This window comes from Pseudomonas sp. PS01297 (assembly GCF_029959305.1).
Classification (GTDB): Bacteria; Pseudomonadota; Gammaproteobacteria; order Pseudomonadales; family Pseudomonadaceae; genus Aquipseudomonas; species Aquipseudomonas helleri.
Map to the genome: position 1 here is coordinate 1 of NZ_JASCPQ010000083.1, position 24,487 is coordinate 24,487.

Here is a 24,487-nt window from a genome sequence, read left to right on the forward strand (position 1 = left end):
GGCTTGCTCGCGATGGCATCACCGCGATCAATGATTCAGACCGCGCCCGCCGTATCGCGAGCAAGCCCGCTCCCACACAAGGCCTGCACGCCTCAGGTTTTCGGGGCCTGCTGATAAAGCGGCATCACCTTGGGAATCGCCGCTTCCAGCGAAGCAATCCGGCTGCTGGAGGCCGGGTGGGTACTCATGAATTCAGGCGGCGAGTTTTGCGAAGCCTGGCCCATTTTCTGCCACAGGGTAATCGCGGCGTTCGGGTTGTAACCCGCACGCGCCGCGAGTTCCAGGCCAATCAGGTCTGCTTCGTTTTCATTGCTGCGACTGTTGGGCAACGTCAGGCTGTAATTGACCACGGTATCGGCCAATTGCATGCTGTCCTGGCCCAAGCCGAGCAAGGCGCCCGCGCCCTGTTTGGCGATCTCGACGCCGTACGCCTTGGACATGGACTCACGCCCGTGTTCGCGCAAGGCGTGGGCAATTTCATGGCCCATGACCGCCGCAATTTCGTCGTCACTCAGGTTGAGCTGCTCGATGATCCCGCTGTAGAAAATGATCTTGCCGCCAGGGCCGCAGTTGGCGTTGAGTTCGTCGCTCTTGATCAGATTGACCTCCCAGTTCCATTGCGCGGCATCCGGGCGAAACACCGGCGCCTGGGCAATCAGCCGATTGGCAATGGCCTGCAGGCGTTTGGCGTTGGCACTGGTTTTGTCCAGCACCCCTTTGACGTTGGCCGTGCTGACGGTTTCCTGGTACGACTGTGCGTACATTTGGTCAACTTGCTGGCTCGACAGCATGCTGAACATATATTGCTTGCGCTCAACCCCCACCGCACCGCCCTGGGTGGTGTTCACCGCCTGGCAGCCACTGAGCAACACCCCTGCGCCCAGCGCGCACATTACCGCTAACTTACCCATCGAAGCTCTCCATAAAGACGGTCCATAAAGGTGGCGCGCATCGTATCTCAACCCGGCGTCAGGCACTCAGGTGCATTGAGTTTGGGATCGTTGACCAGATTGGCCAAGGGCCGCTCGCGCAACGCGGCTTGCGGGCTGGCGAGCAGCGCTTGCAAGGCCGGCAGCGGCGTATCGGGATCAAGCCAGGCTTGCTGCCCGACCTCATCAAGTATTAAAGGACGACGCTGAGTAGCCGCCGCCTGGGTCACCACGGCAGTGCTCAGCCACACATGCCCTTCGACCGGATACGCCTCCCAGATCCCGGCAAAAAACAGCGACGAACCCACGCCCGGCGTCAGCCAATAAGGCCGCTTGCGCGCAGTGCCCCGCCATTCATAAAAGCCGTTGGCCGGAATCAGGCAGCGCCGCTGGCGAAAAGCCTCGCGAAACATCGGCTGTTCCGCCAGGGTTTCGGCACGGGCATGGGCAGGCGTGCGCGACAGGTCGGTCATCCACGACGGCGTCAGCCCCCAACGCGCGCGCGCCAGCTCTCGCTGCCCGGGCTCCTGGCCTGCGCGCAGGATCAACACCGAGTCATTGGGTGAAATGTTCCACTGGGCCTGCTGGTCCGCCGGGAACCCGGGCAAGGCTGCAAAGGCAGGACTCCAACGAAACAAGGCAAAACGTCCACACATGGGGCTGCACAACTCTTCTATATAGATACAGTGAAAAAAGGCTGCTCAGCAGTCCAGTACACCCGCAAAGCTTTCAGGCTCGTCACCCGCCAGCGGCGAGGCGCCATTGTACGCATCGATCAACTCGCGTGCCTGTAACGCTTGCTCATTGGCGACCGCCAACCCCAGCAAGCCCAAGGCTGGCAACTCGCCCGTACCGCCCACCAGGTCACGCCCCTGCAAGCACGCAACGATGCCTTCACTGGCAAGCATGCCCAGTAAAAGTTCAGCTTCCATCAAATTTTCCGGCTCGTAGATTCGCTGCATATCACCTGCCTGCTACTCGTTTTCACTGTGTACATCGAGCATCCACTCCTGGCCGTCGGTCTGGAGCGTAAACACAATCGGCCGGCAACACACCGCGCAATCTTCGATGTACTGCTGATCGCCCCCCGTCAGATCAAGCACAGCTTCGCCTGGCTCGCCGCAATAGGGGCAATCGTAGTTCTCAGTTTCAAGCATCGCGGTCTCCAGAGTGACTTATGCGTATAATCGCCGGTCTATTAGCAGGGCCCTATTTTTGTCCTGCCCTGTGTATTAATCCTAGCCGCTTCCAACAAGAGAACATGATGGGCGAATTCGATACCATCCGACCTTACAGTGACACTGAAGTCCCGGCTGTTCTGGCGAGACTGCTCAGTGACAAGGCTTTTCTAGATATCCTCACCCACTTTCGCTTTCCACGCCTGGCGGGTGCATTCGGCTGGCTGTTAAAACCCCTTATAGCGCATCGCCTGCGCAAAGAGTTCGCGAACGTGACATCGGTCGCGAGCTTGCAAGACAAGGTCGAGGTGTACGTCGACCGCACCATCGAGCATGCCACAGACGGAGTGACCTATACCGGCGTCGAGCAATTGAAGTCGGGCACCGCCTACCTGTTTCTGGCCAACCACCGCGACATCGTGATGGACCCGGCCTTCGTCAACTACGCCGTGTACCACGCAGGCTTGCCAACCCCGCGCATCGCGATTGGCGACAACCTGCTGCAAAAGCCTTTTGTCAGCGACCTGATGCGCCTGAACAAAAGCTTTATCGTGCACCGCTCGATCACCGGGCGCCGTGAAAAGCTGGCGGCGTACCAACTGTTGTCGGCGTACATCAACCACTCGATTCGCAACGACGGCCAGTCCATCTGGATCGCCCAGGCGGAAGGCCGCGCCAAAGACGGTGATGACCGCACCGACTCGGCGATCTTGAAGATGTTTCACATGAGCCGTAAAAACGAGCCTTTCGCCGAGGTCATTCAGTCACTGAACCTCACCCCGGTGTCGATCAGCTACGAATACGACCCGTGCGACCAGGCCAAGGCTCGCGAGCTGTACATCCGCGCGACCACGGGCACGTACAGCAAAGCCCCCGGCGAAGACGACACCAGCATTGCCAACGGCATCACCGGCTACAAAGGCCGTGTGCACGTAAACTTTGCGGCGCCGATCAGCGAAGCATTCGAGGACAGCAAACTGCTGGCCACCGAAATGGATCGCCACATCCTCACCGGCTACCGCCTGTTCCCCGCGCACTACCTGGCGTATGCCCAGTGGGCCGATGCAGACCCGCAATTGCAGGTACCGAGCGCCGCCGAAGTCTTCCCGGAGCAAGAACTGGCCAAGGCCCAGCAAGAATGGCAACGCCGTCTGGACGCCTGCCCGGCCGAGCATCGCCCGTATCTGGTGCTGCAATACGCAATGCCGGTGCGCAACCAGTACCGCGTCAAGGCTGGCCTGCCCCTGTAGGAGCGAGCTTGCCTCGCGATCTTTTGATCTTTAAAGGATCGCAAGGCACGCCAGCCTCTGGCAAAACATGACAACCGGCCTAAATTGCCCTGTCACCGTATCGTCATGAAGAGAGGCCACTCTATGGCCCCTCGACACTGACACGGAGCTTGTCATGCTGCACGCTGAAAACCAGGACCGCCTCTATCTGATCGCCCCGAGTGATGAACAACAGGCATTGATCGAGAGCTTTTCCTTCAACGTCCAGGATCGTCACTGGCTGGTCTATTGCGCGCTCAGCGGTCACACCCATGCCGACCTGCCCGAGCTGGACCTGCTTACCGGCATCAGCCGCCTTGAGCCCTACGCCGAGGCCGCATGAACCTGCCAGACACAAAAAAGCCCGAACTCAAGCCGTTCGGGCTTTTTTGTGGGTCGATGTTTACTCGCCGAGCAAACGACCGACCGACGGGTCTTCGAACACGCGCGTCAGGGCATCGCTCAACACGTCGCTGACCAGCTTGGTGTTGGTTTCCTGATTCGGCGCCATGCCGAAGCGTTGATCCAGCGAGGCGCTGTAGCGACCGCTGTAAGAACGGCCGCCATTGCGCACGTCAGAGCGGAAGGCCGCACCGATGGTCGCTTCGGTCACGTACATGGTGTCTTTAGGCGACTGATACTTGAGTTCAGACAAGGTAACGGTCAATTGCGGCGCGTTCCCGCCATTGGCCGTCGGGGTGTAGCCCAGCAAACGCACTGCGGCTTCGGCTTGAGCTTGCAGCTTGGGGATCACATCGGCGCTGCTGACGTTGATCGAGCTGGTCTCCGGGTACATGCCACCGCGAGTGCCCAGGGTTGGCGAAGGACGACCATCCACCACGCGCACGACCACAGGCTGACCACGGCCGACAGGCGCGATTTGCTTGGTCAGTTTAGGCTGCGGACTGAGTTGTTGCGGGCTGTGGGCGCAGCCGACCAGAGTCAAACTGGTCACAGTGATCAAACCGAACAACAGGCGTTGCAACATGCTCATCTCTCCAGGACTGGATAAAACCGGACGCCAGTATAGCGGTGCTGTACCTGCGGTCACCAGCCGCTTGCTGTCACCACCTTGTCATGGCCGATACATCGTCATGTCACGACCCACCGGTAATGTTTGACCTACTGACTCAACAGGTGCTCCCCATGAACAGGTCATGGTCGTTATTCTCGTTTCTGCAACCTCATCGCTGCTACGCACGCCTGGACTCCATGGGCCGCTGCCAGGCTTTTAAACAGTGCAAACAACCGCCGGTCGGCGACAATTGGGTCGAGATCGAAGAAATTCGCCTCAACTGGTTGCACCAGGTACTACCTGCCAGCGCCCGTATGCCTGCGCGCACAACGCGTTCAGCGGTGCTACCCGCACTCGGCCTCTGACGGACGCACCAAGAAAAGTCATTTAACAGGATCAATTGCCCACGTTTCTTCGCTACAATCTCCCCCCGATTATAAGGACGTCTCCTGATCGGGCCTCGCAGCATCGCTAATGTGCTTTTATTAGCTCCTTCGTACCGCCCACAGAGAGCCGCCCACACAGATCATGTGAAGCTGGCAGCTTGCTGTTTTCAACACCAACCTGCGCCTTTGCCCGATCTGCCAGAGCTGCCATGTTGCTCGGCCTGTGCGTTGTATACCCGCACGCGCCAGTAGCGGTAGCCCTTTTTTGAGGTTCACGTCTTCAAGAGAGCGTGAAAAAAACGGGTTTTCACAACTTCACAAGAGTGTGGCGAGCAAATGAAAAGTTTTGCGTCTGAACAAGCACCATTAGCGTCTGCAACATCTTCACCCAGCAGGAACTTGATCGGCTCCAGAGCACGGGACTGAAAGCCTGTCCGCTTACGGATTTGGTTGCACAAACGGACGCTCTTGACCTTAAGTCGAATTGCCTCCCGAGCACTGAAATGCGTTCATATGAACCTTGAAGGCCCGGTTGGCGGCGTCCGCTGAAGCTGCAAGAAATTGCGATGAATCGGACATGGCGATCCTTGCTATGAGTGACCAGAGCCCCTATCTAAAACAGGCCTTGGTACACCTGGCAGCTATGCCGTCAATTAGGTGCCGTAGATTTTGGAGACGCGTTAATGGCGCATAACGAAGCAGTCGACGTAGTACTGGTTGGAGCGGGCATCATGAGTGCCACCTTGGCCGTGCTGCTCAAAGAGCTCGACCCTGGTATTACGCTGGAAGTTGTTGAGCAGATGGATTCGGGTGCTGCAGAGAGTTCCAACCCGTGGAACAACGCAGGCACCGGCCACGCTGGCTTGTGCGAATTGAACTACACGCCGCAAGCGGCCGATGGCTCGATCGACATCAAGAAAGCGGTGCACATCAATGCCCAGTTCGAAGTGTCCAAGCAGTTTTGGGCCCACCTGGCCCAACAAGGGACCTTCGGTTCGTGCAAATCCTTCATTAGCCCAGTGCCTCATCTGAGCTATGTCGAAGGCGAAAAAGGTGTGGCCTTTCTGAAAAAACGCTTTGACGTGCTGAGCAAGCACCATGCGTTTGCCGACATGGAATACACCGAAGACAAAGCCAAAATGGCTGAGTGGATGCCGCTGATGATGCCGGGCCGCCCTGCGGACCAAGTGATCTCGGCCACCCGCGTCCAGCACGGGACTGACGTTAACTTCGGCGCCTTGACCCAGCAATTGCTCAAGCACTTGGCCAGCGCTGAAGGCACGCAGATCAAGTACAGCAAAAGAGTCACTGGCCTCAAGCGCAATGGCAGCGGCTGGACCGTCAGCATCAAAGACATCAACAGCGGCAACACTCGCCATGTCGATGCCAAATTCGTGTTCCTGGGTGCAGGTGGCGCGGCCTTGCCATTGCTGCAAGCCTCGGGCATCGAAGAAAGCAAAGGATACGGCGGCTTCCCGGTGAGTGGCCAATGGCTGCGTTGCGACAATCCCGAAGTGGTCAAACACCACCAGGCCAAGGTGTACAGCCAGGCCGCCGTGGGTTCGCCACCGATGTCGGTTCCGCACCTGGACACCCGCGTGGTTGACGGTAAAAAGTCGCTGCTGTTCGGACCTTATGCTGGCTTCACCACCAAGTTCCTCAAGCACGGCTCGTTCCTTGACCTGCCAATGTCGATCCGCCTGGGTAACATCGGCCCAATGCTGGCCGTTGCCCGCGACAACATGGACCTGACCAAGTACTTGATCAGTGAAGTGCGCCAGACAATGGAAGAGCGTCTGGAATCCCTGCGTCGCTTCTACCCACAGGCCAAGGCTGAAGACTGGCGCCTGGAAGTGGCCGGCCAACGGGTTCAGATCATCAAGAAAGACCCGAAAAAAGGCGGTGTGTTGCAGTTCGGTACCGAGCTGGTTGCCGCCAAAGACGGCTCTCTGGCCGCCCTGCTGGGTGCGTCACCCGGTGCATCGGTGACCGTGTCGATCATGCTGGACCTGATCGAGCGCTGCTTTGCGCATAAGGCCACCGGCGAGTGGGCTGCGCGCCTCAAGGAAATTTTCCCGGCACGGGAAAAGACCCTCGAGACCGACGCCGAGCTGTATCGCGAAATCAGCACCCGCAACTCCGAGTTGCTGGAACTGGTTGAGCCCAAAAAGGCTGATACCCAACTCGCGTAACGCAACGCTGGCGCATTGACTGGCCACCCAAAGCCCCTGCCCTTCCGGGTCAGGGGCTTTTTGTTGGCTTAAGATCTAGCCCATCGTGAACAGCACCCGTGTGCCGCCATTGCGTATAAATTCGTCATCGTCCGGCACGGCAATAAGCTCAGCCGCACAGGTGGCTGCAACCGTCCCCGTTGATTTGGCCTTGGCCCAGCGATTGAGGTTTGCCTCACCCGGCGCAAGGTGGCCAAAACCGAAATGGCAGGCCTGCTCGCCCTGGCGATAGGTAAATGCCTCTGAGCCTCTGGCGATGGGTAGGTAATACATAAGCTCCTGACTGGACTTGGGCTCGACTACAAAGTCATGCCCGGCGTTGTCAGGGTCTTCCAGCCATGAAAAATCATCTCCTGGCGTGATGGCATGGGCGCTGGCATTAAACACCTCTACCTCCAGCACTTCATCGGCCGCCAGGGCAGCCGAGCCCAAAGCGATAAGCCCTGCTCCAAAGACCAACGTTTTTATCACATCGTTAAGGCGAGTCATGGTTCGATTCCCTTCAAGTTAAAAGACAGCCCAAAGTCCTTTTGGGCGCCCTTGAGTATTGTTCGCCCACACAAAAACACCCCGTCGCAAAAAGCGCAGGTTGTGTAGGAAGGGTCTTTGTTGGTGCCTATATAACGGAGTAGGAGCGAGCTTGCCTCGCGATCTTTTGATCGTCTAAAAGATCGCGAGGCAAGCTCGCTCTTACAGGCTGGATCAGCCGCGTGCAGCCTCGATGAGCTCGATGTACTCGGCAGCATTGCGCTGGTCTTTGATGAGGTCGACAAAAGTCAGACCGTGCTCATCCTTGCCATCCAGATCGTAGCCGGCCTCTTTGAAAAAGGTCAGGAAGCGTTCAAAGTCGTCGATACGTAGACCGCGATAACCTTTAATCAATTTGTGCAGTGAAGGGGACGTCGCGTCCACAGGCTCAAAGTCCAGGAACAACTTGATCTGCTCATCGCCAATCTCATCACCAATCAACTGCTTCTTATCTTTACGCATGTCCGACTCCAGCCTGCTGATACTTCACGAGGGCCGCAGTTTACCCAAGGCTCAACGCGCACGCACGCTGCCGGTGTGCAAGTCAGCCCAAATATGGCCATTGGCATAGGTCAAAAACTGGCAATAGACGATGTCGTTGCGCAACAAATCCATCACCACGCGGTATTGGGACAGCGGATAAGACAACGTCAGGGTTTTGCTCTCACTGTCAAAAGCCGGCTTTTTCAGGCTCTTGCTTTCACCATCGAATGAAATCAGCACTTCGCGTACGGTCGCGCCCTGGCTCAACGGTTTGCCCTTCAAGCGCACCAGCAACGACGCCGTGACCGGAATCGGCTGCTGATTGGAGGGGCGTTGACTGCCCACCACCACGGAATACGACGTCACCTGCATCAGTTGCTGCTGCTCAGGCTTCTCGCTGCGTAACTGCAAATCATCGGCGGGCAAAAACTGTGCATGGGCAGGCGAAGAAACCGCGGGCGCTGCGGCCAAGGGCAAGCTGACGGTCAACAAAAGAGGGGCAACACAGCGAAATAAGCGGTTCATGACCTGCTCCGAAAGGCGAGGCAGGCACTCTAGCACGCACACGTAACAAGCCATGACCGGTTATCACACCGCTCAGGCCGGTTACGCGCCTTCACTGCGTCGGCCCATTACTGGGCCAGTAATTGGCCCGACTCAATCCGCACATGCCGCGGATGGAAGCGCGCCAGGCTGCTGCGGTGCCCCACGCTGACAATGCTCAGGCCCGGCAGTTGATCGATAAGCGCCTGGTACAACCGCGCCTCGTCCTCTTCGTCCATCGCTGACGTCGCTTCGTCCATGTACAGCCATTGCGGGCGATACAACAGTGCCCTAGCAAACGCCAGTCGCTGCTGCTCACCACCCGACAACACTCGCTGCCAATGATTGGCCTCATCAAGCTTGGGGATCAGATGCTCCAGCCGACAAGTGCGCAGCACTTCTTCATAGCGCTCAGTCGGGTAGGTATCGCCGGTCTGTGGATAACTCAGCGCCTCGCGCAAGGTGCCAATTGGCAGGTAAGGTTTTTGCGGCAGGAACAACGCCCGTTCATGGGGCATTCGAATCGCCCCGCCGCCTTGTGGCCAAAGCCCGCCCATGGCGCGCAGCAAGGTACTTTTACCGCTGCCGGAGCGACCGCTGAGCATTAACCGCTCACCGGGCGCCACGTTCAGGCTCGCCCCGTGCAACAAAGGCCGGCCATCGGCCAGGTCCAGGCTCAGGTCATCGACGCTTAACGCCGCGCCCTGCGCCTGTACATCAATCGCCGGTTGGCGCTGTTCGTTGTCGGTCATGGCCTGACGGAAGCTCAGCAGACGATCACAGGTGGCGCGCCACGCCGCCAAGGTCACGTAGGCGTCGATAAACCAGCTGAAGTTCTCCTGCACATTGCCGAAAGCGGAGTTGATTTGCATCAGCTCACCCAACTCGATCTTGCCCGCGAAGTAGCGCGGGGCCGCCACGATAAAGGGGAAGATAATCGCAATTTGCGAATAACCGGCCGTGAAAAACGTCAGGCGCTTGGTCACCTTCATTTGCGTCCAGAAGTTATGCCAGACCTTGCTGAAGCGGCTGCTCAGGCGCTCTAGTTCGTTAGGTTCGCCGTTGTACAACGCGATGCTCTCGGCGTTTTCACGCACCCGCACCATCGAAAAACGCAGATCCGCTTCGTAGCGTTGTTGTTGGTTGCTCAGGCCAATCAGGCGGCGACCGATCAAATGCGCCAGCCAACTGCCGATCAGCGCATATAACAGCGCGCACCAAAACATATAGCCGGGAACGGTGATGCCGAAGACTTCGATGCTGCCCGACACGCCCCACAAAATAATCGAGAACGACACCAGGCTGACCACGTTGCGGATCAAGCCCAGGCCTAGGGAGAGCGTGCTGTCGGTGAAGGAGTTGAGGTCTTCACTGATGCGCTGGTCAGGGTTATCGGTGTAACCGCCCTGCTCCAGTTGATAGTAGTTTTTGTGAGCGAGCCAGCGCGCAAAGTGCTGCTCGGTCAGCCAGCGCCGCCAGCGGATGGTCAGCATCTGCGTCAGGTATAGCCGGTACACCGCGCCCACAATACCGGCGGCGGCAATCAGCCCGAAGTAACCGATCAGGTGCCAGAAGGCTGCGCTGTCTTTGTTTTCCAGCGCGTTATAGAAGTCTTTGTACCAATGGTTGATCCATACCGAAATGCCGACGCTGACCAGCGACAAGGCAATCACCGCGATCAACAGCAGCCAGGCCTTGGCGCGCTCCTCACTGCGCCAGTAAGGCGTTATCAACCCCCAGACGCGAGGAATAAAATCTCCACGCACAGCATCATTTACGACAGAAGGCTCAGCGTTCTGATTCATCGTTCGGGCTCGTTGGGAGTAAAGAGCAACCTGCGAGCCGATCAGGGCGACCGGCGCATTAGCACGTTGTAAAACAGACTAGGGCCGGTCGCAGTTTCGTTGCAAATTGAAACGAAACTGCGACAGCTTCTGTTCAGCGTCGGACCGGACGCTTCTGCAATTTGCGTTGCAAGGTACGTCGATGCATGCCCAGCGCACGGGCAGTTGCCGAGATATTGCCTTCATGTTCACCCAATACGCGTTGGATGTGCTCCCACTGCAGGCGATCGACCGACATCGGGTTATCCGGCACCAGCGAGTCGAGGTCGGCGTGCTGGCTCAGCAGGGCAGCCATCACGTCGTCGGCGTCAGCCGGTTTGCACAGGTAATTGCAGGCGCCGCGCTTGATCGCCTCGACCGCCGTGGCGATGCTCGAATAACCGGTCAGGATCACCACGCGCATGTCTGGATCGAGTTCCAGCAACTTGGGCAGCAGCACCAGGCCCGAATCACCTTCCATCTTCAGGTCCAGCGTGGCGAAATCAGGCACGTCCTGCTGAGCCAGAAGCAGCCCTTCTTCAGCGGAGCCTGCCGTGCTGACGCGAAATCCGCGTCGGGCCATGGCGCGCGCCATGACGCGGGTAAATGTCGCGTCGTCATCCACTAACAACAAATGTGGCAGTTCTTCGCCTTCGACCTGAATCTCTTCACTCATTTTCGTTTCCTCGGGAGACACGTGGCAGGCGTAGCTCGGTGAGCGTGCCGCCATCCTCATGACTGTAGAGTTTTACCGAGCCGCCAGCGCGTGTCACGCTGGCTTTGCTCAAGAATAGGCCCAGGCCGAAGCCTTTGCCTTTGGTTGTAAAAAACGGTTTGCCGATTTGTTCGGCAATGGCCAACGGTACACCCGCACCGTGGTCACGAATACTGATGGTTAAATCAACGGCGTCCCAATCCACGGTCACTTCGAGCCCTTCCGGGCAAGCGTCGGCGGCGTTGTTAAGCAAGTTGAGCAATGCCTGGGTGAGGTCTGGCGGTGGCGCCAGACGTGGCACCGGCGCGTGCCCCAAGCACTGAAAGCGATAGGTCGCTTCCGGGCGCATCAGGTGCCAGCGGTTCAACGCCTCATCGAGCCACTCAGTAACGTCCTGGACCTCAATGGCCAGACGACGATTGGCCTCGGCAGCCCGGACCAGTTGCTGCAAGGTCTCTTTGCACAACTTGACCTGATCTTGCAGCACGCTTAAATCGTCCTGCAACTCGGGGTCCGGGTGATCGCGACGAATCTCCTTGAGCAGCACGCTCATGGTCGACAACGGCGTGCCCAATTCATGCGCCGCGCCGGCAGCCTGGGTCGCAACTGCCAGCAATTGCTGGTCACGCAGGCCTTCTTCACGGCGCAATGCGCGCAGTTCTTCTTGGCGGCGCAGCTCTTCGCCCATTCGGGCGGCAAAAAAGGTAATCACTGCAGCCGACAGGGCAAAACTGAGCCACATGCCGTAAATCTGCAGTTTTTCGCGGAAGAACGGCGCTGCTTCCACGGGGTAAAACTGCATCAGCAGCAATGTGTACAGCGCCAGCGCGATGCCGGTCAAAATCAGCGAGTAGCGCCAGGGCAGCGTCACCGCCGCAATGGTCAACGGCACCAGGTAATACGACACAAACGGGTTGGCCGAGCCTCCGGAGAAGTACAGCAAGGCACTGTGGATAAACAGATCACAGGCCAGTTGCAGCGCGTATTCAAGCTCGGTGACCGGCCACGTGGTGCGCAGGCGAATCGCGGTAAACGCGCACAGCAACGCGGAAAAACCGAGGGTCAGGCACAGCTGAAACCAGGGCAGCGGCAGCAGATGAAACCAGTAGGCAATGCCCACCGACCCCGCCTGTGCGACCAGCACCAGCATGCGGATAAACGTGAGACGCCAGAGGTTCTGGCGAGTTGCGGACAAAATTTGAACGGGGGCGAGCATGAGCTCTCCTGATGAGTGCTCCAGGCGACCGCACGGAGTATAACCAAGCTGGCGGCCTGACAGGCAAACGTGCGGCAATGGGCCACAGTGTATTTTTTGGAAAAACCGCTAGTAGCCCCTGACTATCCTGTGGGAGCCGGGCTTGCCCGCGATTGAATCGACCCGATACAACAGATACCCAGGCGGTGCCTGCATCGCGAGCAAGCCCGCTCCCACAGATTTATGGCCCACCCATTTTTGCGCCCCCGCCCTTATCTGAAGTTGTATCGAAAATGTAAGTAGGCGAACTGAATCCCGCCCACTACAGTCTTATAAGTCTTGCTGACCTCACCCAAGGAGCTTTTATGTTTACTGTTCAGCGCACTGCCGCCCTTTTGACCTTGAGCCTCGGCGCTTTCGCCAGCCTGCCGGCCCTGGCTGAAGGGGTTAATTACAATCAGATCTCATTGCGCGCAGAAGCCAGCCAGGAAGTGCCGCGCGATCTGATGATCGTGACGCTGTACACCGAGGCGCAAAACACCGACTCAGCCAAGCTCGCCGCTGAAATCACCACCGCAATGAATAAAGCCATCGGCCAGGCCAAGCAGGTCAAAGACGTGACCATGCGTCAGGGCAACCGCAACAGCTATCCGATCTATGACAACAAGACCCAGAAAATCACCGGCTGGCGTGAGCGCGCTGAACTGCGCCTGGAAAGCACCGATTTCGCGGCCTTGTCCAAGCTGACCGGCGAACTCATGCAAACCCTGAAAATGGGCAACATGCAATTCACCGTGGCCAACGCCACACGTAAAACCAGCGAAGATGCATTGCTCAAAGATGCGGTCAATGCCTTCAAGGCCCGCGCTCAACTGGCCACCGATGCCCTGGGCGGCAAGGGTTACAAAATCGTTAACCTGAACCTCAACAGCAACGGTTACCCGCAGCCCTACATGCGTAGCGCCATGATGATGAAAGCCGCAGGCGCAGCCATGGATTCCGCACCGACACCTGAAGTCGAAGCCGGCACCAGCGAAGTCAGCATGAGTGCCGACGGCGTGATCGAAGTTCAAATGCAATAAGCCCCTCGCCACACCCCAAGCCCTTGCAGCCTTCACGCTGCAAGGGCTTTTTTGTGCCCGCGATATCAAATCGCCCACGAAGAAAAGGGAGTTTTCCTACGAACAAACAAACATACGCCGACATATTTTCCCGCCAAGAGCCTAGATAAGTAACACCCCATCTGGATCGAACGGCAACTGCACGTGAACGGTCTATGGTTAACCCAGAGCCGCGATGCGTCTGTTGCACCGGCCAGGATGGGGTAAGTATCGAGAGGCTGATTCACCGGGTCGCCCTCACACTAAAAATGACAAAAAAGAGGTCTCCATGTTCAAACACGCGGTCATTCCTTTATTGGTGGGCGCCAGCCTGCTGGCAAGCGCACCTTTCGCCCAGGCAGCCACCAACCTGGTGTATTGCTCTGAAGGCAGCCCGGCCGGCTTTGATCCCGGCCAATACACCACCGGCACAGACTTCGACGCCTCGGCCGAAACGATCTACAACCGCCTCAGCGAGTTCGAACGCGGCAGCACCAACGTCATTCCAGGGCTGGCCACGAGCTGGGATATTTCGCCGGACAACCTGACCTACACCTTCCATTTGCGGGACGGGGTCAAGTTCCACACCACGCCGTACTTCACCCCCACTCGCAACTTCAACGCTGACGACGTGCTCTTCACCTTCAACCGCATGCTCGACAAAGACATGCCGTTCCGTAAGGCCTATCCCACCGAATTCCCCTACTTCACCGACATGGGAATGGACAAGAACATCAAGTCTGTCGAAAAAATTGACGACCACACCGTCAAGTTCACTCTGAACACTGTCGACGCTGCCTTTATCCAGAACATGGCCATGCACTTTGCCTCCATCGAGTCGGCCGAGTACGCCGACAAGCTGCTCAAGGCCGGCAACCCGTCCGACATCAACCAGAAACCCATCGGCACCGGCCCGTTCGTGTTCAAGAGCTACCAAAAAGACTCGAACATCCGTTACACCGGCAACAAAGACTACTGGAAGCCTGAAGACGTCAAAATCGACAACCTGATTTTCGCCATCACCACCGACCCGTCGGTGCGCATGCAAAAGCTGAAAAAGAACGAATGCCAGATCACCATTTACCCGCGCCCCGCAGACCTGCAGTCCCTTAAAGAAGACCCCAACCTGAAAATGCCCAGCCAGGCAGGCTTCAACACGGGTTACATCGCCTACAACGTGATGGACAAGATCAAAGGCAGCGACGAGCCCAACCCGATGGCCCAACTCAAGGTTCGTCAGGCGCTGGACATGGCCGTAAACAAACAGCAAATCATTGATTCGGTGTATCAGGGCGCAGGCCAGTTGGCGACCAACGTCTTGCCGCCGACCCAATGGTCGTACGACGAGTCGATCAAAGACGCGCCCTACGACCCTGAAAAAGCCAAGCAACTGCTCAAGGAAGCAGGCATTAAGGAAGGCACCGAAATCACCTTGTGGGCCATGCCGGTTCAACGCCCGTACAACCCGAACGCCAAGCTGATGGCTGAGATGCTGCAATCGGACTGGGGCAAGATCGGCATCAAGGCCAAGATCATGACTTACGAATGGGGCGAGTACATCAAGCGCTCCAAAGGCGGTGAAAACGGCGCGATGCTGATTGGCTGGAGCGGCGACAACGGTGACCCGGACAACTGGCTCGGCACCCTGTTCGGCTGCGACGCGATCAATGGCAACAACTTCTCCAAGTGGTGTAACCCCGAGTTCGACAAACTGATCACGGCCGCCAAAAACACCACGGACAAAGCGCAACGAACCGAACTCTACGAAAAAGCCCAGAAGTTGCTCAAAGAACAAGTCCCGCTCACACCCATCGCCCACTCAACGGTGTATCAACCGATGCGCAAAAACGTCGAAGGTTTCAAGATCAGCCCCTTGGGCTTGATGTCCTTCTACGGCGTCAGCGTTGACAAATAAGTAACCCGTGAATGCGGCGACAACGCCGCATTCACTCGCTCTACAAGCAACTCAGAATTTCCCTTCAGCTTTAAGCTACCCCGTACTACAGCAGAGGCTATAGGGCTCACGGAAACGTCCTACAACATTGTCAGCTCCGACGCATTTACTCACCCGCCTCGCGCCCTCTAACGTCTAGCCACTGCCGGCCCATAACGCCGGATGGCTGATGCGCTGAACCCGTACGCCGCTCACAAGGCGCGTATTCAGCACTCATAAAACAACAAAAAGGATGGGGATCGTGATGCATAAACCTCTGGTTTTGTCTGTATTGATCAGCGCCGGCGCACTGGCCGGTAGCCCGCTCGCATACGCGGCCAATAGCCTGGTGTTTTGTTCCGAAGGCAGCCCTGCCGGTTTTGATACCGCGCAATACACCACCGCCACCGATAACGATGCTGCCGAACCGCTGTACAACCGTCTGGCCGAGTTTGAAAGGGGCGGCACCGTTGCTGTCCCGGCCCTGGCAACTCACTGGGAGGTGTCTGAAGACGGCCTGACCTACACCTTCCATCTACGCGACGGGGTGAAGTTCCATACCACGCCATGGTTTACCCCGACCCGAAACTTCAACGCCGATGACGTGCTGTTCACCTTCAATCGCATGATCCACCCAGACCATCCGTTTCGCCTCGCATACCCCACCGAGTTCCCTTATTTCAGCGGCATGAGCCTTAACAAAAACATCGCCAGCGTCGAAAAAACCGGCCCGCTGACCGTGGTCATGACGCTCAACGCTGTAGACGCCGCCTTTATTCAAAACCTGGCCATGAGCTTTGCCTCGATTGTCTCGGCCGAATACGCCGAGCAACTGCTCGCCACCAGCAAACCTGGCGACATCAACCAAAAGCCGGTCGGCACCGGGCCCTACATGTTCCAGCGCTATCAAAAGGACTCGAACATCCGCTATGCCGCCCACAAGGGCTATTGGGACCCCAGCCAGGTCAAACTCGACAACCTGATTTTTTCGATCAACATCGACGCCTCGGCACGCATGCAAAAGCTGCGTAAAAACGAGTGCCAGATCTCGCTAAACCCACGCCCTGCCGACCTGGCCGGGCTCAAGGCCGATCCGGCCTTGCAGGTTATTGAAAAGCCCGGCTTCAACCTGGGGTACATCACCTACAACGTCCAGCACAAACCCCTGGACCAACTGCCCGTGCGCCAGGCGCTGGACATGGCCATCAACAAGGACGCCATTCTCAAGGCGGTGTATCAGGGCGCGGGGCAAAAGGCCGTCAACGCCATGCCGCCGACGCAATGGTCCTATGACGAGACCATCAAGGACGCGCCCTACAACCCGGAAAAAGCCAAAGCGCTGCTCAAGGCCGCCGGGGTGAAAGAAGGCACAGAAATCACGTTGTGGGCCATGCCGGTGCAACGTCCCTACAACCCGAACGCCAAACTGATGGCGCAAATGCTGCAATCCGACTGGGCCAAGATCGGGCTCAAGATCAACATCGTCAGTTATGAGTGGGGCGAATACATCAAACGCACTAAACAAGGCGAGCATGACATCAGCCTCATTGGCTGGACCGGTGACAACGGCGACCCCGACAACTGGCTGGGCACCCTTTACAGCTGTGACGCCATAGGTGCCAACAACTACTCCAGGTGGTGCGACAGCGCCTACGAAACACTGATAAAAAAAGCCAGAACCCTCACTGACCGCGAACAACGAACCGTCTTGTACAAACAGGCCCAACAGTTGCTCAAGCAACAGGTCCCGATCACCCCGATTGCCCACTCAACGGTCAGTCAACCCTTGAGCGTCAAGGTCAAGGGTTTTGAGGTCAGCCCCTTTGGCCGCAATACCTTCTCGGGCGTCAGCCTCGACGACTGAATAACCCTTTAACCCACCCACGTTTGCGCAGGCCACCCCACGGTGGTCCGCCAAGGCTTTGCCCGAACAAATGTTCACACCGCTCTAAACGGAGCCACACAGCCGTATCGCATAACAAAAACGACAATAAAAAAGCACAGGAGCCTCAACCATGAAACTTGCAAGCACCACGCTATTAGCCCTGGCCATCAGCGGCATCAGTACAACCGCTCACGCCGATGAATTTATCGGCACCCAGCTTAAATCCGAAGCCAGCGAGCAAAGTACAGCTGAGGGTTTTGTCGAAGGCAGCAGCCTGAGCGGCACCACGCGCAACTGGTATGCGAACGAGCTTAAACGTCGGGGTGGCCAGTTCACCTACAACGATCATGGCAGCACAAAAACTACGCCGCGCCGGATCAACTGGACCCAAGGCACCATCCTTGATTTCAGCTCGGGCTTCACCCAAGGGACCGTGGGCTTCAGCACCCAAGTGGCGGCGTACAATGCCATCGCCCTGGATCGCGATATCAATCACATCGCCGGCAATAACAACCGCACCCTCAGCCGCAGCGACGGCGATGCGGTTGGCCAGTGGAGCAAGCTGGGCCTGGCAAACATCAAGGCCCGCATTTCCAACACCACACTGACCGTAGGCCGACAGAACTTCAGCAGCCCCACTATTGATGTGATCGGTAACCGTGCACTGCCTTCAAGCTTTCAAGGGGTGGGCTTGCGCAGCGAAGAGTTCAACAACCTGATTGTCGACGCGGGCTCCTTTGACCGCGTCTCGCCGCGTACTGAACAAAGCTTGAGCAAGTTCCGCAGTGAATATGGCGCCCTCGGGGTCGAAACAGATCGCGCCAGCGTTGCAGGCCTCAGCTACCAGCCGTTCAGCAGCCTGAAAACCTCGCTGTTTGCCACCCACGTCGAAGACTTCTGGAACCAGTACTACGTCGGTGCCGTGCATGACTGGGGCGACAATGCCGTGTTGGGCCTGAACACCAACTTCAACTACTACAAGACCCTCGACACCGGCAAAAAAGCCATGGGCGAGATCAACAACGACACTTACAGCCTGGCCTTCGGCCTGACCCACCAAGCCCATACCGTGAGCCTGTCGTACCAGCAAGTGGTCGGCGACGAGTACTTCGACTACCTGCACGAAACCAACGGCATTTACCTGGCCAACTCGCTGCTGTCGGACTTCAACGGCCCGAACGAAAAGTCACTGCAACTGGCGTACAGCATCAACATGGCGCAGTACGGTATTCCCGGCCTGAAATTCAACGCCTACCACGCCCGCGGCTGGGACATCGACGGCACCCACTACAAGGGCACCGCCTATGATGTACGCAATATGGACGGTGAAAAGCATTCGGAGTACAGCGTTGGCACATCCTATGCAATTCAAAGCGGTCCATTGAAAGCTACGGCCATCCGTGCGACCTACACCACGCACCGTGCCAGCAAAAACCAGTCTGACGGCAGCATCAATGAGTTCCGCGTGGTCACGACCATACCGTTCAATATTCTGTAAACGTCTTATAGCGCTCAACAGAACGGCGGCGGGCTCAAACAGCCCGCACCGTTCTTAGCAGGCTCAATTAATCAGGAGAGGGTTGCCATGAAAAAACACCTACTGCGCACTGCCCTTGCCGCCGCACTGCTCAGTGCCGCCGTGAGTGTTAACGCCAAAACCCTGGTGGTGTGCACCGAAGCCAGCCCCGAAGGGTTCGATGTCGTTCAATACAGCACGGCGGTGACCGCTGACGCCTCGGCAGAAACCATCCTTGACCGGCTGGTCGACTTCAAGCCGGGCACTACCGATGTTGAGCCAGCCCTGGCAGAGCGCTGGGACATCAGCCCGGACGGGCTGGAATACACCTTTTACCTGCGCCCCGGGGTGAAGTTTCATACCACCGACTACTTCACACCAACCCGCACCCTGAACGCCGACGACGTGATCTGGAGCTTTCAGCGCCAGCTCGACCCCAATCACCCGTGGCACGCACTCTCGCTGGTGGGTTACCCCTACTTCGAAAGCATGGGCTTTAAAGACCTGCTCAAAAGCGTCGAAAAAATAGACGACATGACGGTCAAGATCACCCTCAACCATGCCGAGTCGCCGTTTCTGCGCGACGTGGCCATGCCGTTCACCTCGATCTATTCCGCCGAATACGCCGACCAATTGCTCAAGTCCGGTAAAACCGCAGACCTCAACAGCAAACCCGTCGGCACCGGGCCGTTTATCTTCCTGCGCTACAACAAAGACGCCCAAGTGCGCTTCAAGGCCAACCCGGACTACTTCCGTGGCAAGCCACCCAGCGACAACCTGATTTTCGCCGTGACCACCGACAGCAACGTGCGCCTGCAAAAGCTCAAGGCCAACGAATGCCAGATCGCGCTCTACCCCAAGCCCGACGAAGTTAAAAATATCCGCCAGGACCCTAACCTCAAGGTCGACGAACTGGCGGCGCTGATGACCAGCTACATCGCCATGAACACCAGCCACAAGTACCTCAGCGATGTGCGGGTGCGCCAGGCCATCGACATGGCGTTCGACAAGCAAACCTACCTCAATAGCGTCCACGGTGCAGGCAACGCCCTGCTGGCCATCAACCCGTACCCGCCGACCATGCTGGGGTTCAACACCACCCTGCAAAGCCCGCCTCGCGACCTGGACAAAGCCCGCGCCCTGCTCAAGGAAGCCGGTGTGCCTGAAGGCACCACCTTCACCCTGTTCACCCGCAATGGTGGCGGCCCGACCAACCCCAACCCGATGCTCGGCGCCCAGTTGCTGCAGTCAGACCTGGCCAAAGTCGGCATCAAACTCGACATCCGGGTCATGGAATGGGGCGAAATGCTCAAGCGTGCCAAAGCAGGCGAACACGACCTGGTTTCAACCGGCTGGGGCGGTGACAACGGCGACCCAGACAACTTCCTCACCCCGCTGCTGAGCTGTGAGGCCGCTAAAAATGGCGAAAACTACGCTCGCTGGTGCAACAAAACCTTCGAGGACCTGATCACCAAAGCCCGCAACAGCAGTGAACCCGCAGAGCGGGCGGCACTCTATGAACAAGCACAGGTGGTATTTCATCAAGAACAACCCTGGATCAACGTCGCCCACCCTATGCTGTTTACAGCCATGCGTAAAAACGTCGAGGGCTACACTTTAAGCCCACTGACCCATAATAATTTCGCCACAACCCAGGTGAAGTAGAACAATAAAATACCCGCCAGCGTCCACCCCGACACTGGCGAACTGCCTGACCGGCTGATGAGGAACACCACACGATGTTTAGTTTTATTGCCCGCCGAATAGGGCTGTTGATCCCTACGTTTTTCGGCGTCACCTTGCTCACCTTCGCCCTGATTCGCATGATCCCCGGCGATCCGGTCGAAGTCATGATGGGCGAACGCCGCGTCGACCCCGAAATGCACGCCCAGGCCATGGAGCGCCTTGGCCTGAACAAACCGCTCTATGAGCAGTATTTTGACTATGTCGGCAAACTCGCCCACGGCGACCTCGGCGAATCGTTGCGCACCCGTGAAAGCGTGTGGACCGAATTTACCGCGCTGTTCCCCGCCACCCTTGAGCTGGCGGGTGCAGCGCTGCTGTTCGCAGGCATTTTCGGCTTGCTGGCCGGGGTCATTGCGGCCCTCAAGCGCGGCTCACTGTTTGACCACGGGGTGATGGGCATTTCCCTCGCCGGGTATTCGATGCCGATCTTCTGGTGGGGCCTGATCCTGATCATGTTCTTTTCCGTGGGCCTGGGCTGGACCCCGGTTTCCGGGCGCATCGACCTGCTCTACGACATCGAGCCGAAAACCGGCTTCATGCTCATCGACACCCTGCTCAGCGACGAACCCGAAGCGTTCTGGGATGCGCTGCACCACATCATCTTGCCCGCCATCGTGCTGGGCACCATCCCGCTGGCAGTGATTGCGCGCATGACCCGTTCATCGATGCTCGAAGTGCTGCGCGAAGACTACATCCGCACCGCCCGCGCCAAAGGCTTGTCGCCTGCCCGGGTGGTGTTCGTACACGGCCTGCGCAACGCGCTGATCCCGGTGCTGACCGTGGTCGGCCTGCAAGTCGGCACCCTGCTGGCCGGTGCCGTGCTCACCGAAACCATTTTCTCGTGGCCCGGTATCGGTAAATGGCTGATCGAAGCCATTGGCGCCCGGGACTATCCCGTGGTGCAAAACGGCATCCTGCTAATCGCCTGCCTGGTGATTCTGGTCAACTTCGTGGTGGACATCCTCTACGGCTTTGCCAACCCACGCATCCGTCACCAGCGCTGAGATCCTGACCATGAGTACCTCGACCAATAGCACTGAAGTGGATCAAAGCCTGCTTTATCCCTCCCCGTACAAAGAGTTCTGGCACGCCTTCGCGAAAAACAAAGGCGCGGTGGCGGGCCTGATGTTCATGAGCCTCATCGTGTTCTGCGCGGTGTTTGCCCCGTGGGTCGCCCCGCATAACCCGAGCGAGCAATACCGCGACTTCCTGCTCACCCCGCCGGTGTGGCTAGAAGGCGGCAACTGGCAGTTTTTGCTGGGCACCGACGAACTGGGCCGGGACATGCTCTCGCGCCTGATCGCAGGTTCGCGCCTGTCGCTGTTGATCGGTTTGTCATCGGTGGTGATTTCGCTGATTCCAGGTGTGATTTTGGGCCTGTTCGCCGGGTTCTTCCCGCGCCTGCTGGGCCCCAGCATCATGCGCCTGATGGACATCATGCTGGCCTTGCCGTCGTTGCTGCTGGCGGTGGCGATTGTCGCCATCCTCGGCCCTGGCCTGATCAACACCGTGATCGCGATTGCCGTGGTCTCGCTGCCGTCCTACGTGCGCCTGACCCGCGCCGCCGTGATGGGCGAGCTGAACCGTGACTACGTCACCGCTGCACGCCTGGCCGGGGCCAGCTTGCCGCGCCTGATGTTTATCACCGTGCTGCCCAACTGCATGGCGCCGCTGATCGTACAGGCAACCTTGAGCTTCTCGTCGGCGATCCTCGACGCCGCGGCTCTGGGTTTTCTGGGGTTGGGCGTGCAACCGCCAACGCCTGAGTGGGGCACCATGCTCGCCTCGGCCCGTGACTACATCGAACGTGCCTGGTGGGTGGTAAGTCTGCCCGGCCTGGCCATTTTGCTCAGCGTGCTGGCAATCAACCTGATGGGCGACGGTCTGCGCGATGCGCTGGACCCGAAACTCAAAAACGCCGCCTGAGGAGATTCCCATGTCATTGCTAGAAATCAAGAATCTCAACGTTCGTTTTGGCGACGCCAACGCCGTGCCGGTTGTCGATGGTTTGAGCCTGTCTGTGGATAAAGGCGAAGTACTGGCCATCGTCGGTGAATCGGGGTCGGGCAAGTCCGTGACCATGATGGCGCTGATGGGCCTGATCGAAGCCCCCGGCATTGTCACCGCCGACGCCCTGACCTTCGACAACAAAAACATGCTGACCCTTAGCCCACGCCAACGCCGGCAAGTGGTCGGCAAAGACATGGCAATGGTCTTTCAAGACCCGATGACCGCCTTGAACCCCAGCTACACCGTGGGTTTCCAGATTGAAGAAGTGCTGCGCCTGCACCTCAAGATGTCAAAAAAAGACGCCCGCAAACGCGCCATCGAACTGCTCGAAAAAGTCGAAATCCCCGCAGCGGCCAGCCGCATGCAGGCTTATCCGCACCAGTTGTCGGGGGGCATGAGCCAGCGCGTTGCGATCGCCATGGCCATCGCCGCCGAACCCAAACTGCTGATCGCTGACGAACCAACCACCGCGCTCGACGTGACCATTCAGGCGCAGATCATGGACTTGCTGCTCAACCTGCAACGCGAGCAGGACATGGCCCTGGTGCTGATTACCCACGACCTCGCTGTGGTCGCCGAAACCGCACAGCGCGTGTGCGTGATGTACGCAGGCCAAGCGGTCGAAGTCGGCAACGTGCCGGGGCTGTTTGACGTCCCGGCGCACCCGTACAGCGAAGCATTGCTGGCGGCCATCCCGGAACACAGCATGGGCGCTGCGCGGCTGGCGACCTTGCCCGGCATCGTCCCCGGCCGTTACGACCGCCCTCAGGGCTGCCTGCTGTCACCGCGCTGCCCGTACGTGCAAGACACCTGCCGCCAGCAACGCCCGGCCCTTGAACCCAAAGCTCACAGCCAGGTGCGCTGCTTCTTCCCCTTGAACCAGGAGGTGGCGTAATGACTGTTGTTCTGACTGCCCGTGATCTGACCCGCCATTACGAAGTGTCCCGCGGCCTGTTCAAAGGCCATGCCGTGGTCCGTGCGCTCAACGGTGTGTCTTTTGAACTTGAAGCCGGGAAAACCCTGGCCGTGGTCGGTGAATCCGGCTGCGGAAAATCAACCCTCGCCCGCGCCCTGACCTTGATCGAAGAGCCCTCCTCGGGCTCATTGAAAATAGCCGGGCAAGAAGTGGCAGGCGCCAACAAGGCCGAACGCAAACAACTGCGCAAAGACGTGCAGATGGTCTTCCAGAGCCCCTACGCTTCACTCAACCCGCGGCAAAAGGTCGGTGACCAACTGGCCGAGCCGCTGCTGATCAACACCGCCCTGAGCGCCAGCGAACGCCGTGAAAAAGTCCAGGCCATGATGAAACAGGTCGGCTTGCGCCCTGAGCATTACCACCGCTACCCGCACATGTTCTCGGGCGGCCAGCGCCAGCGCATCGCCCTGGCTCGGGCCATGATGCTGCAACCCAAAGTGCTGGTGGCCGATGAGCCGACCTCAGCCCTCGACGTGTCGATTCAGGCGCAGGTGCTCAACCTGTTCATGGACTTGCAGCAAGAGTTCAACACCGCTTACGTCTTTATCTCGCACAACCTGGCGGTGGTGCGGCATGTGGCCGATGAAGTGCTGGTGATGTACCTGGGCCGCCCGGTAGAAATGGGCCCCAAAGAAGAAATCTACACCCGGCCGCTGCACCCTTACACCCAGGCGCTATTGTCGGCGACCCCGACCATCCACCCGGACCCGCTCAAGCCGAAAATCAAAATCGCCGGAGAACTGCCCAACCCCCTCAACCCGCCCTCTGGTTGCGCCTTCCACAAGCGCTGCGCGTACGCGACCGAGTTTTGCAGCACTCATGAACCGTCATTGCGTGTGCTGGATAACCGCCAAGTGGCTTGCCATCACGCCGAGCAGTTTTTGCAGGCGTAGCGCAAAAACCCCGGCTGTAGGCGCCAGTGCAGTTCACTTAAAAAGGGTGGGAGCGGGCTTGCTCGCGATGGTTTTCAGGGCGCCTCATTTGTTCGGCAAAACGCGTCATCGTTAACGACCATCGCGAGCAAGCC

The 24,487-nt window shown here is 58.3% G+C and carries 24 protein-coding genes; 13 read left to right on the forward strand and 11 right to left on the reverse strand.

Features of this window, described 5'->3' with window-relative positions; all coding sequences use genetic code 11:
• Positions 1 to 92: 92 nt before the first annotated feature.
• The 4 genes from QMX84_RS20550 to QMX84_RS20565 are packed head-to-tail and all read right to left on the reverse strand — an operon-like array spanning position 93 to position 2,086.
• Positions 93 to 911, reverse strand: coding sequence for a M48 family metallopeptidase (locus tag QMX84_RS20550; protein ID WP_282364667.1), 819 nt, complete (start codon positions 909 to 911; stop codon positions 93 to 95).
• 47 nt (positions 912 to 958) lie between these two features.
• Positions 959 to 1,585 (reverse strand): SOS response-associated peptidase, encoded by a 627-nt coding sequence (locus QMX84_RS20555; protein ID WP_262125487.1) that lies wholly within the window; start codon positions 1,583 to 1,585, stop codon positions 959 to 961.
• A 45-nt stretch (positions 1,586 to 1,630) separates the two neighbouring features.
• Entirely contained in the window at positions 1,631 to 1,891 is a 261-nt protein-coding gene (locus QMX84_RS20560; protein WP_048367234.1) for a DUF2007 domain-containing protein, read from the reverse strand.
• Between the two features lie 12 nt (positions 1,892 to 1,903).
• Positions 1,904 to 2,086, reverse strand: coding sequence for a CPXCG motif-containing cysteine-rich protein (locus tag QMX84_RS20565; RefSeq protein ID WP_153335300.1), 183 nt, complete (start codon positions 2,084 to 2,086; stop codon positions 1,904 to 1,906).
• Between the two features lie 107 nt (positions 2,087 to 2,193).
• Between QMX84_RS20565 and QMX84_RS20570 the strand changes: the two genes are divergently transcribed.
• Positions 2,194 to 3,357 carry a 1-acyl-sn-glycerol-3-phosphate acyltransferase gene (locus QMX84_RS20570; RefSeq protein WP_173430615.1) on the forward strand — a complete coding sequence of 388 codons (1,164 nt, stop codon included), beginning with the start codon at positions 2,194 to 2,196 and terminating at the stop codon, positions 3,355 to 3,357.
• A gap of 154 nt (positions 3,358 to 3,511) precedes the next feature.
• Positions 3,512 to 3,718, forward strand: a complete 207-nt coding sequence (locus QMX84_RS20575) for a hypothetical protein (RefSeq protein ID WP_048367237.1) — start codon at positions 3,512 to 3,514, stop codon at positions 3,716 to 3,718.
• Positions 3,719 to 3,778: 60 nt separating this feature from the next.
• On the opposite strand, the gene QMX84_RS20580 is transcribed toward QMX84_RS20575, so the two are convergent.
• Positions 3,779 to 4,363 (reverse strand): YajG family lipoprotein, encoded by a 585-nt coding sequence (locus tag QMX84_RS20580; RefSeq protein ID WP_048367238.1) that lies wholly within the window; start codon positions 4,361 to 4,363, stop codon positions 3,779 to 3,781.
• A gap of 158 nt (positions 4,364 to 4,521) precedes the next feature.
• Between QMX84_RS20580 and QMX84_RS20585 the strand changes: the two genes are divergently transcribed.
• Positions 4,522 to 4,755 carry a hypothetical protein gene (locus tag QMX84_RS20585; RefSeq protein WP_282364668.1) on the forward strand — a complete coding sequence of 78 codons (234 nt, stop codon included), beginning with the start codon at positions 4,522 to 4,524 and terminating at the stop codon, positions 4,753 to 4,755.
• Positions 4,756 to 5,459: 704 nt separating this feature from the next.
• Complete coding sequence (gene mqo, locus QMX84_RS20590; RefSeq protein WP_282364669.1) at positions 5,460 to 6,968, forward strand: malate dehydrogenase (quinone); 1,509 nt, start codon at positions 5,460 to 5,462, stop codon at positions 6,966 to 6,968.
• Between the two features lie 75 nt (positions 6,969 to 7,043).
• Here the strand turns inward: mqo and QMX84_RS20595 are convergent, their stop codons facing one another.
• The 6 genes from QMX84_RS20595 to QMX84_RS20620 all read right to left on the reverse strand — a co-directional run bounded on the left by QMX84_RS20595 (position 7,044) and on the right by QMX84_RS20620 (position 12,315).
• Positions 7,044 to 7,496: a hypothetical protein gene (locus tag QMX84_RS20595; RefSeq protein WP_262125493.1), complete on the reverse strand. Its 453-nt coding sequence runs from the start codon at positions 7,494 to 7,496 to the stop codon at positions 7,044 to 7,046.
• A gap of 213 nt (positions 7,497 to 7,709) precedes the next feature.
• Positions 7,710 to 7,997 carry a PA4642 family protein gene (locus QMX84_RS20600; protein WP_262125495.1) on the reverse strand — a complete coding sequence of 96 codons (288 nt, stop codon included), beginning with the start codon at positions 7,995 to 7,997 and terminating at the stop codon, positions 7,710 to 7,712.
• Between the two features lie 51 nt (positions 7,998 to 8,048).
• Positions 8,049 to 8,543, reverse strand: coding sequence for a hypothetical protein (locus tag QMX84_RS20605; protein ID WP_048367243.1), 495 nt, complete (start codon positions 8,541 to 8,543; stop codon positions 8,049 to 8,051).
• A gap of 107 nt (positions 8,544 to 8,650) precedes the next feature.
• The gene (locus QMX84_RS20610; protein WP_282364670.1) at positions 8,651 to 10,366 is read right to left on the reverse strand and encodes an ABC transporter ATP-binding protein/permease; all 1,716 of its coding nucleotides are present in this window, start codon (positions 10,364 to 10,366) and stop codon (positions 8,651 to 8,653) included.
• Positions 10,367 to 10,499: 133 nt separating this feature from the next.
• A complete protein-coding gene (locus QMX84_RS20615; protein WP_123751337.1) occupies positions 10,500 to 11,060 on the reverse strand; it encodes a response regulator transcription factor in 561 nt (186 codons plus the stop codon).
• Entirely contained in the window at positions 11,053 to 12,315 is a 1,263-nt protein-coding gene (locus QMX84_RS20620) for an ATP-binding protein (RefSeq protein WP_048367247.1), read from the reverse strand. The genes QMX84_RS20615 and QMX84_RS20620 overlap by 8 nt, the downstream gene beginning before the upstream one ends.
• A gap of 344 nt (positions 12,316 to 12,659) precedes the next feature.
• On the opposite strand from QMX84_RS20620, the gene QMX84_RS20625 reads away from it, so the two are divergent.
• From QMX84_RS20625 to QMX84_RS20665, 9 genes are all read left to right on the forward strand, one after another.
• Positions 12,660 to 13,376, forward strand: a complete 717-nt coding sequence (locus QMX84_RS20625; protein ID WP_262125498.1) for an SIMPL domain-containing protein — start codon at positions 12,660 to 12,662, stop codon at positions 13,374 to 13,376.
• A gap of 307 nt (positions 13,377 to 13,683) precedes the next feature.
• Positions 13,684 to 15,309, forward strand: a complete 1,626-nt coding sequence (locus QMX84_RS20630) for an ABC transporter substrate-binding protein (RefSeq protein ID WP_262125500.1) — start codon at positions 13,684 to 13,686, stop codon at positions 15,307 to 15,309.
• A 283-nt stretch (positions 15,310 to 15,592) separates the two neighbouring features.
• Positions 15,593 to 17,191: an ABC transporter substrate-binding protein gene (locus QMX84_RS20635; protein WP_282364671.1), complete on the forward strand. Its 1,599-nt coding sequence runs from the start codon at positions 15,593 to 15,595 to the stop codon at positions 17,189 to 17,191.
• 151 nt (positions 17,192 to 17,342) lie between these two features.
• A complete protein-coding gene (locus QMX84_RS20640) occupies positions 17,343 to 18,710 on the forward strand; it encodes an OprD family porin (RefSeq protein WP_282364672.1) in 1,368 nt (455 codons plus the stop codon).
• Between the two features lie 87 nt (positions 18,711 to 18,797).
• A complete protein-coding gene (locus tag QMX84_RS20645) occupies positions 18,798 to 20,393 on the forward strand; it encodes an ABC transporter substrate-binding protein (protein ID WP_282364673.1) in 1,596 nt (531 codons plus the stop codon).
• A 74-nt stretch (positions 20,394 to 20,467) separates the two neighbouring features.
• Positions 20,468 to 21,478: an ABC transporter permease subunit gene (locus tag QMX84_RS20650; RefSeq protein ID WP_048367255.1), complete on the forward strand. Its 1,011-nt coding sequence runs from the start codon at positions 20,468 to 20,470 to the stop codon at positions 21,476 to 21,478.
• Between the two features lie 10 nt (positions 21,479 to 21,488).
• On the forward strand, positions 21,489 to 22,400 hold the full coding sequence (locus QMX84_RS20655; RefSeq protein ID WP_048391413.1) for an ABC transporter permease subunit: 912 nt from the start codon (positions 21,489 to 21,491) through the stop codon (positions 22,398 to 22,400).
• Between the two features lie 10 nt (positions 22,401 to 22,410).
• Positions 22,411 to 23,379, forward strand: a complete 969-nt coding sequence (locus tag QMX84_RS20660) for an ABC transporter ATP-binding protein (RefSeq protein WP_282364674.1) — start codon at positions 22,411 to 22,413, stop codon at positions 23,377 to 23,379.
• Positions 23,379 to 24,353 (forward strand): peptide ABC transporter ATP-binding protein, encoded by a 975-nt coding sequence (locus QMX84_RS20665; RefSeq protein WP_262125508.1) that lies wholly within the window; start codon positions 23,379 to 23,381, stop codon positions 24,351 to 24,353. The genes QMX84_RS20660 and QMX84_RS20665 overlap by 1 nt, the downstream gene beginning before the upstream one ends.
• Positions 24,354 to 24,487 lie beyond the last annotated feature (134 nt).

Bases quoted from the DNA above. Each gene is read 5' to 3' on its own strand.
- QMX84_RS20600 (WP_262125495.1), bottom strand. From the start codon at position 7,997: ATGCGTAAAGATAAGAAGCAGTTGATTGGTGATGAGATTGGCGATGAG.
- QMX84_RS20560 (WP_048367234.1), bottom strand. From the start codon at position 1,891: ATGCAGCGAATCTACGAGCCGGAAAATTTGATGGAAGCTGAACTTTTA.
- QMX84_RS20635 (WP_282364671.1), top strand. From the start codon at position 15,593: ATGCATAAACCTCTGGTTTTGTCTGTATTGATCAGCGCCGGCGCACTG.
- QMX84_RS20585 (WP_282364668.1), top strand. From the start codon at position 4,522: ATGAACAGGTCATGGTCGTTATTCTCGTTTCTGCAACCTCATCGCTGC.
- QMX84_RS20565 (WP_153335300.1), bottom strand. From the start codon at position 2,086: ATGCTTGAAACTGAGAACTACGATTGCCCCTATTGCGGCGAGCCAGGC.
- QMX84_RS20595 (WP_262125493.1), bottom strand. From the start codon at position 7,496: ATGACTCGCCTTAACGATGTGATAAAAACGTTGGTCTTTGGAGCAGGG.
- QMX84_RS20640 (WP_282364672.1), top strand. From the start codon at position 17,343: ATGAAACTTGCAAGCACCACGCTATTAGCCCTGGCCATCAGCGGCATC.
- QMX84_RS20665 (WP_262125508.1), top strand. From the start codon at position 23,379: ATGACTGTTGTTCTGACTGCCCGTGATCTGACCCGCCATTACGAAGTG.
- QMX84_RS20580 (WP_048367238.1), bottom strand. From the start codon at position 4,363: ATGTTGCAACGCCTGTTGTTCGGTTTGATCACTGTGACCAGTTTGACT.
- QMX84_RS20555 (WP_262125487.1), bottom strand. From the start codon at position 1,585: ATGTGTGGACGTTTTGCCTTGTTTCGTTGGAGTCCTGCCTTTGCAGCC.
- QMX84_RS20625 (WP_262125498.1), top strand. From the start codon at position 12,660: ATGTTTACTGTTCAGCGCACTGCCGCCCTTTTGACCTTGAGCCTCGGC.
- QMX84_RS20550 (WP_282364667.1), bottom strand. From the start codon at position 911: ATGGGTAAGTTAGCGGTAATGTGCGCGCTGGGCGCAGGGGTGTTGCTC.
- QMX84_RS20630 (WP_262125500.1), top strand. From the start codon at position 13,684: ATGTTCAAACACGCGGTCATTCCTTTATTGGTGGGCGCCAGCCTGCTG.
- QMX84_RS20575 (WP_048367237.1), top strand. From the start codon at position 3,512: ATGCTGCACGCTGAAAACCAGGACCGCCTCTATCTGATCGCCCCGAGT.
- QMX84_RS20615 (WP_123751337.1), bottom strand. From the start codon at position 11,060: ATGAGTGAAGAGATTCAGGTCGAAGGCGAAGAACTGCCACATTTGTTG.
- QMX84_RS20605 (WP_048367243.1), bottom strand. From the start codon at position 8,543: ATGAACCGCTTATTTCGCTGTGTTGCCCCTCTTTTGTTGACCGTCAGC.
- QMX84_RS20610 (WP_282364670.1), bottom strand. From the start codon at position 10,366: ATGAATCAGAACGCTGAGCCTTCTGTCGTAAATGATGCTGTGCGTGGA.
- QMX84_RS20620 (WP_048367247.1), bottom strand. From the start codon at position 12,315: ATGCTCGCCCCCGTTCAAATTTTGTCCGCAACTCGCCAGAACCTCTGG.
- QMX84_RS20645 (WP_282364673.1), top strand. From the start codon at position 18,798: ATGAAAAAACACCTACTGCGCACTGCCCTTGCCGCCGCACTGCTCAGT.
- QMX84_RS20660 (WP_282364674.1), top strand. From the start codon at position 22,411: ATGTCATTGCTAGAAATCAAGAATCTCAACGTTCGTTTTGGCGACGCC.
- mqo (WP_282364669.1), top strand. From the start codon at position 5,460: ATGGCGCATAACGAAGCAGTCGACGTAGTACTGGTTGGAGCGGGCATC.
- QMX84_RS20570 (WP_173430615.1), top strand. From the start codon at position 2,194: ATGGGCGAATTCGATACCATCCGACCTTACAGTGACACTGAAGTCCCG.
- QMX84_RS20655 (WP_048391413.1), top strand. From the start codon at position 21,489: ATGAGTACCTCGACCAATAGCACTGAAGTGGATCAAAGCCTGCTTTAT.
- QMX84_RS20650 (WP_048367255.1), top strand. From the start codon at position 20,468: ATGTTTAGTTTTATTGCCCGCCGAATAGGGCTGTTGATCCCTACGTTT.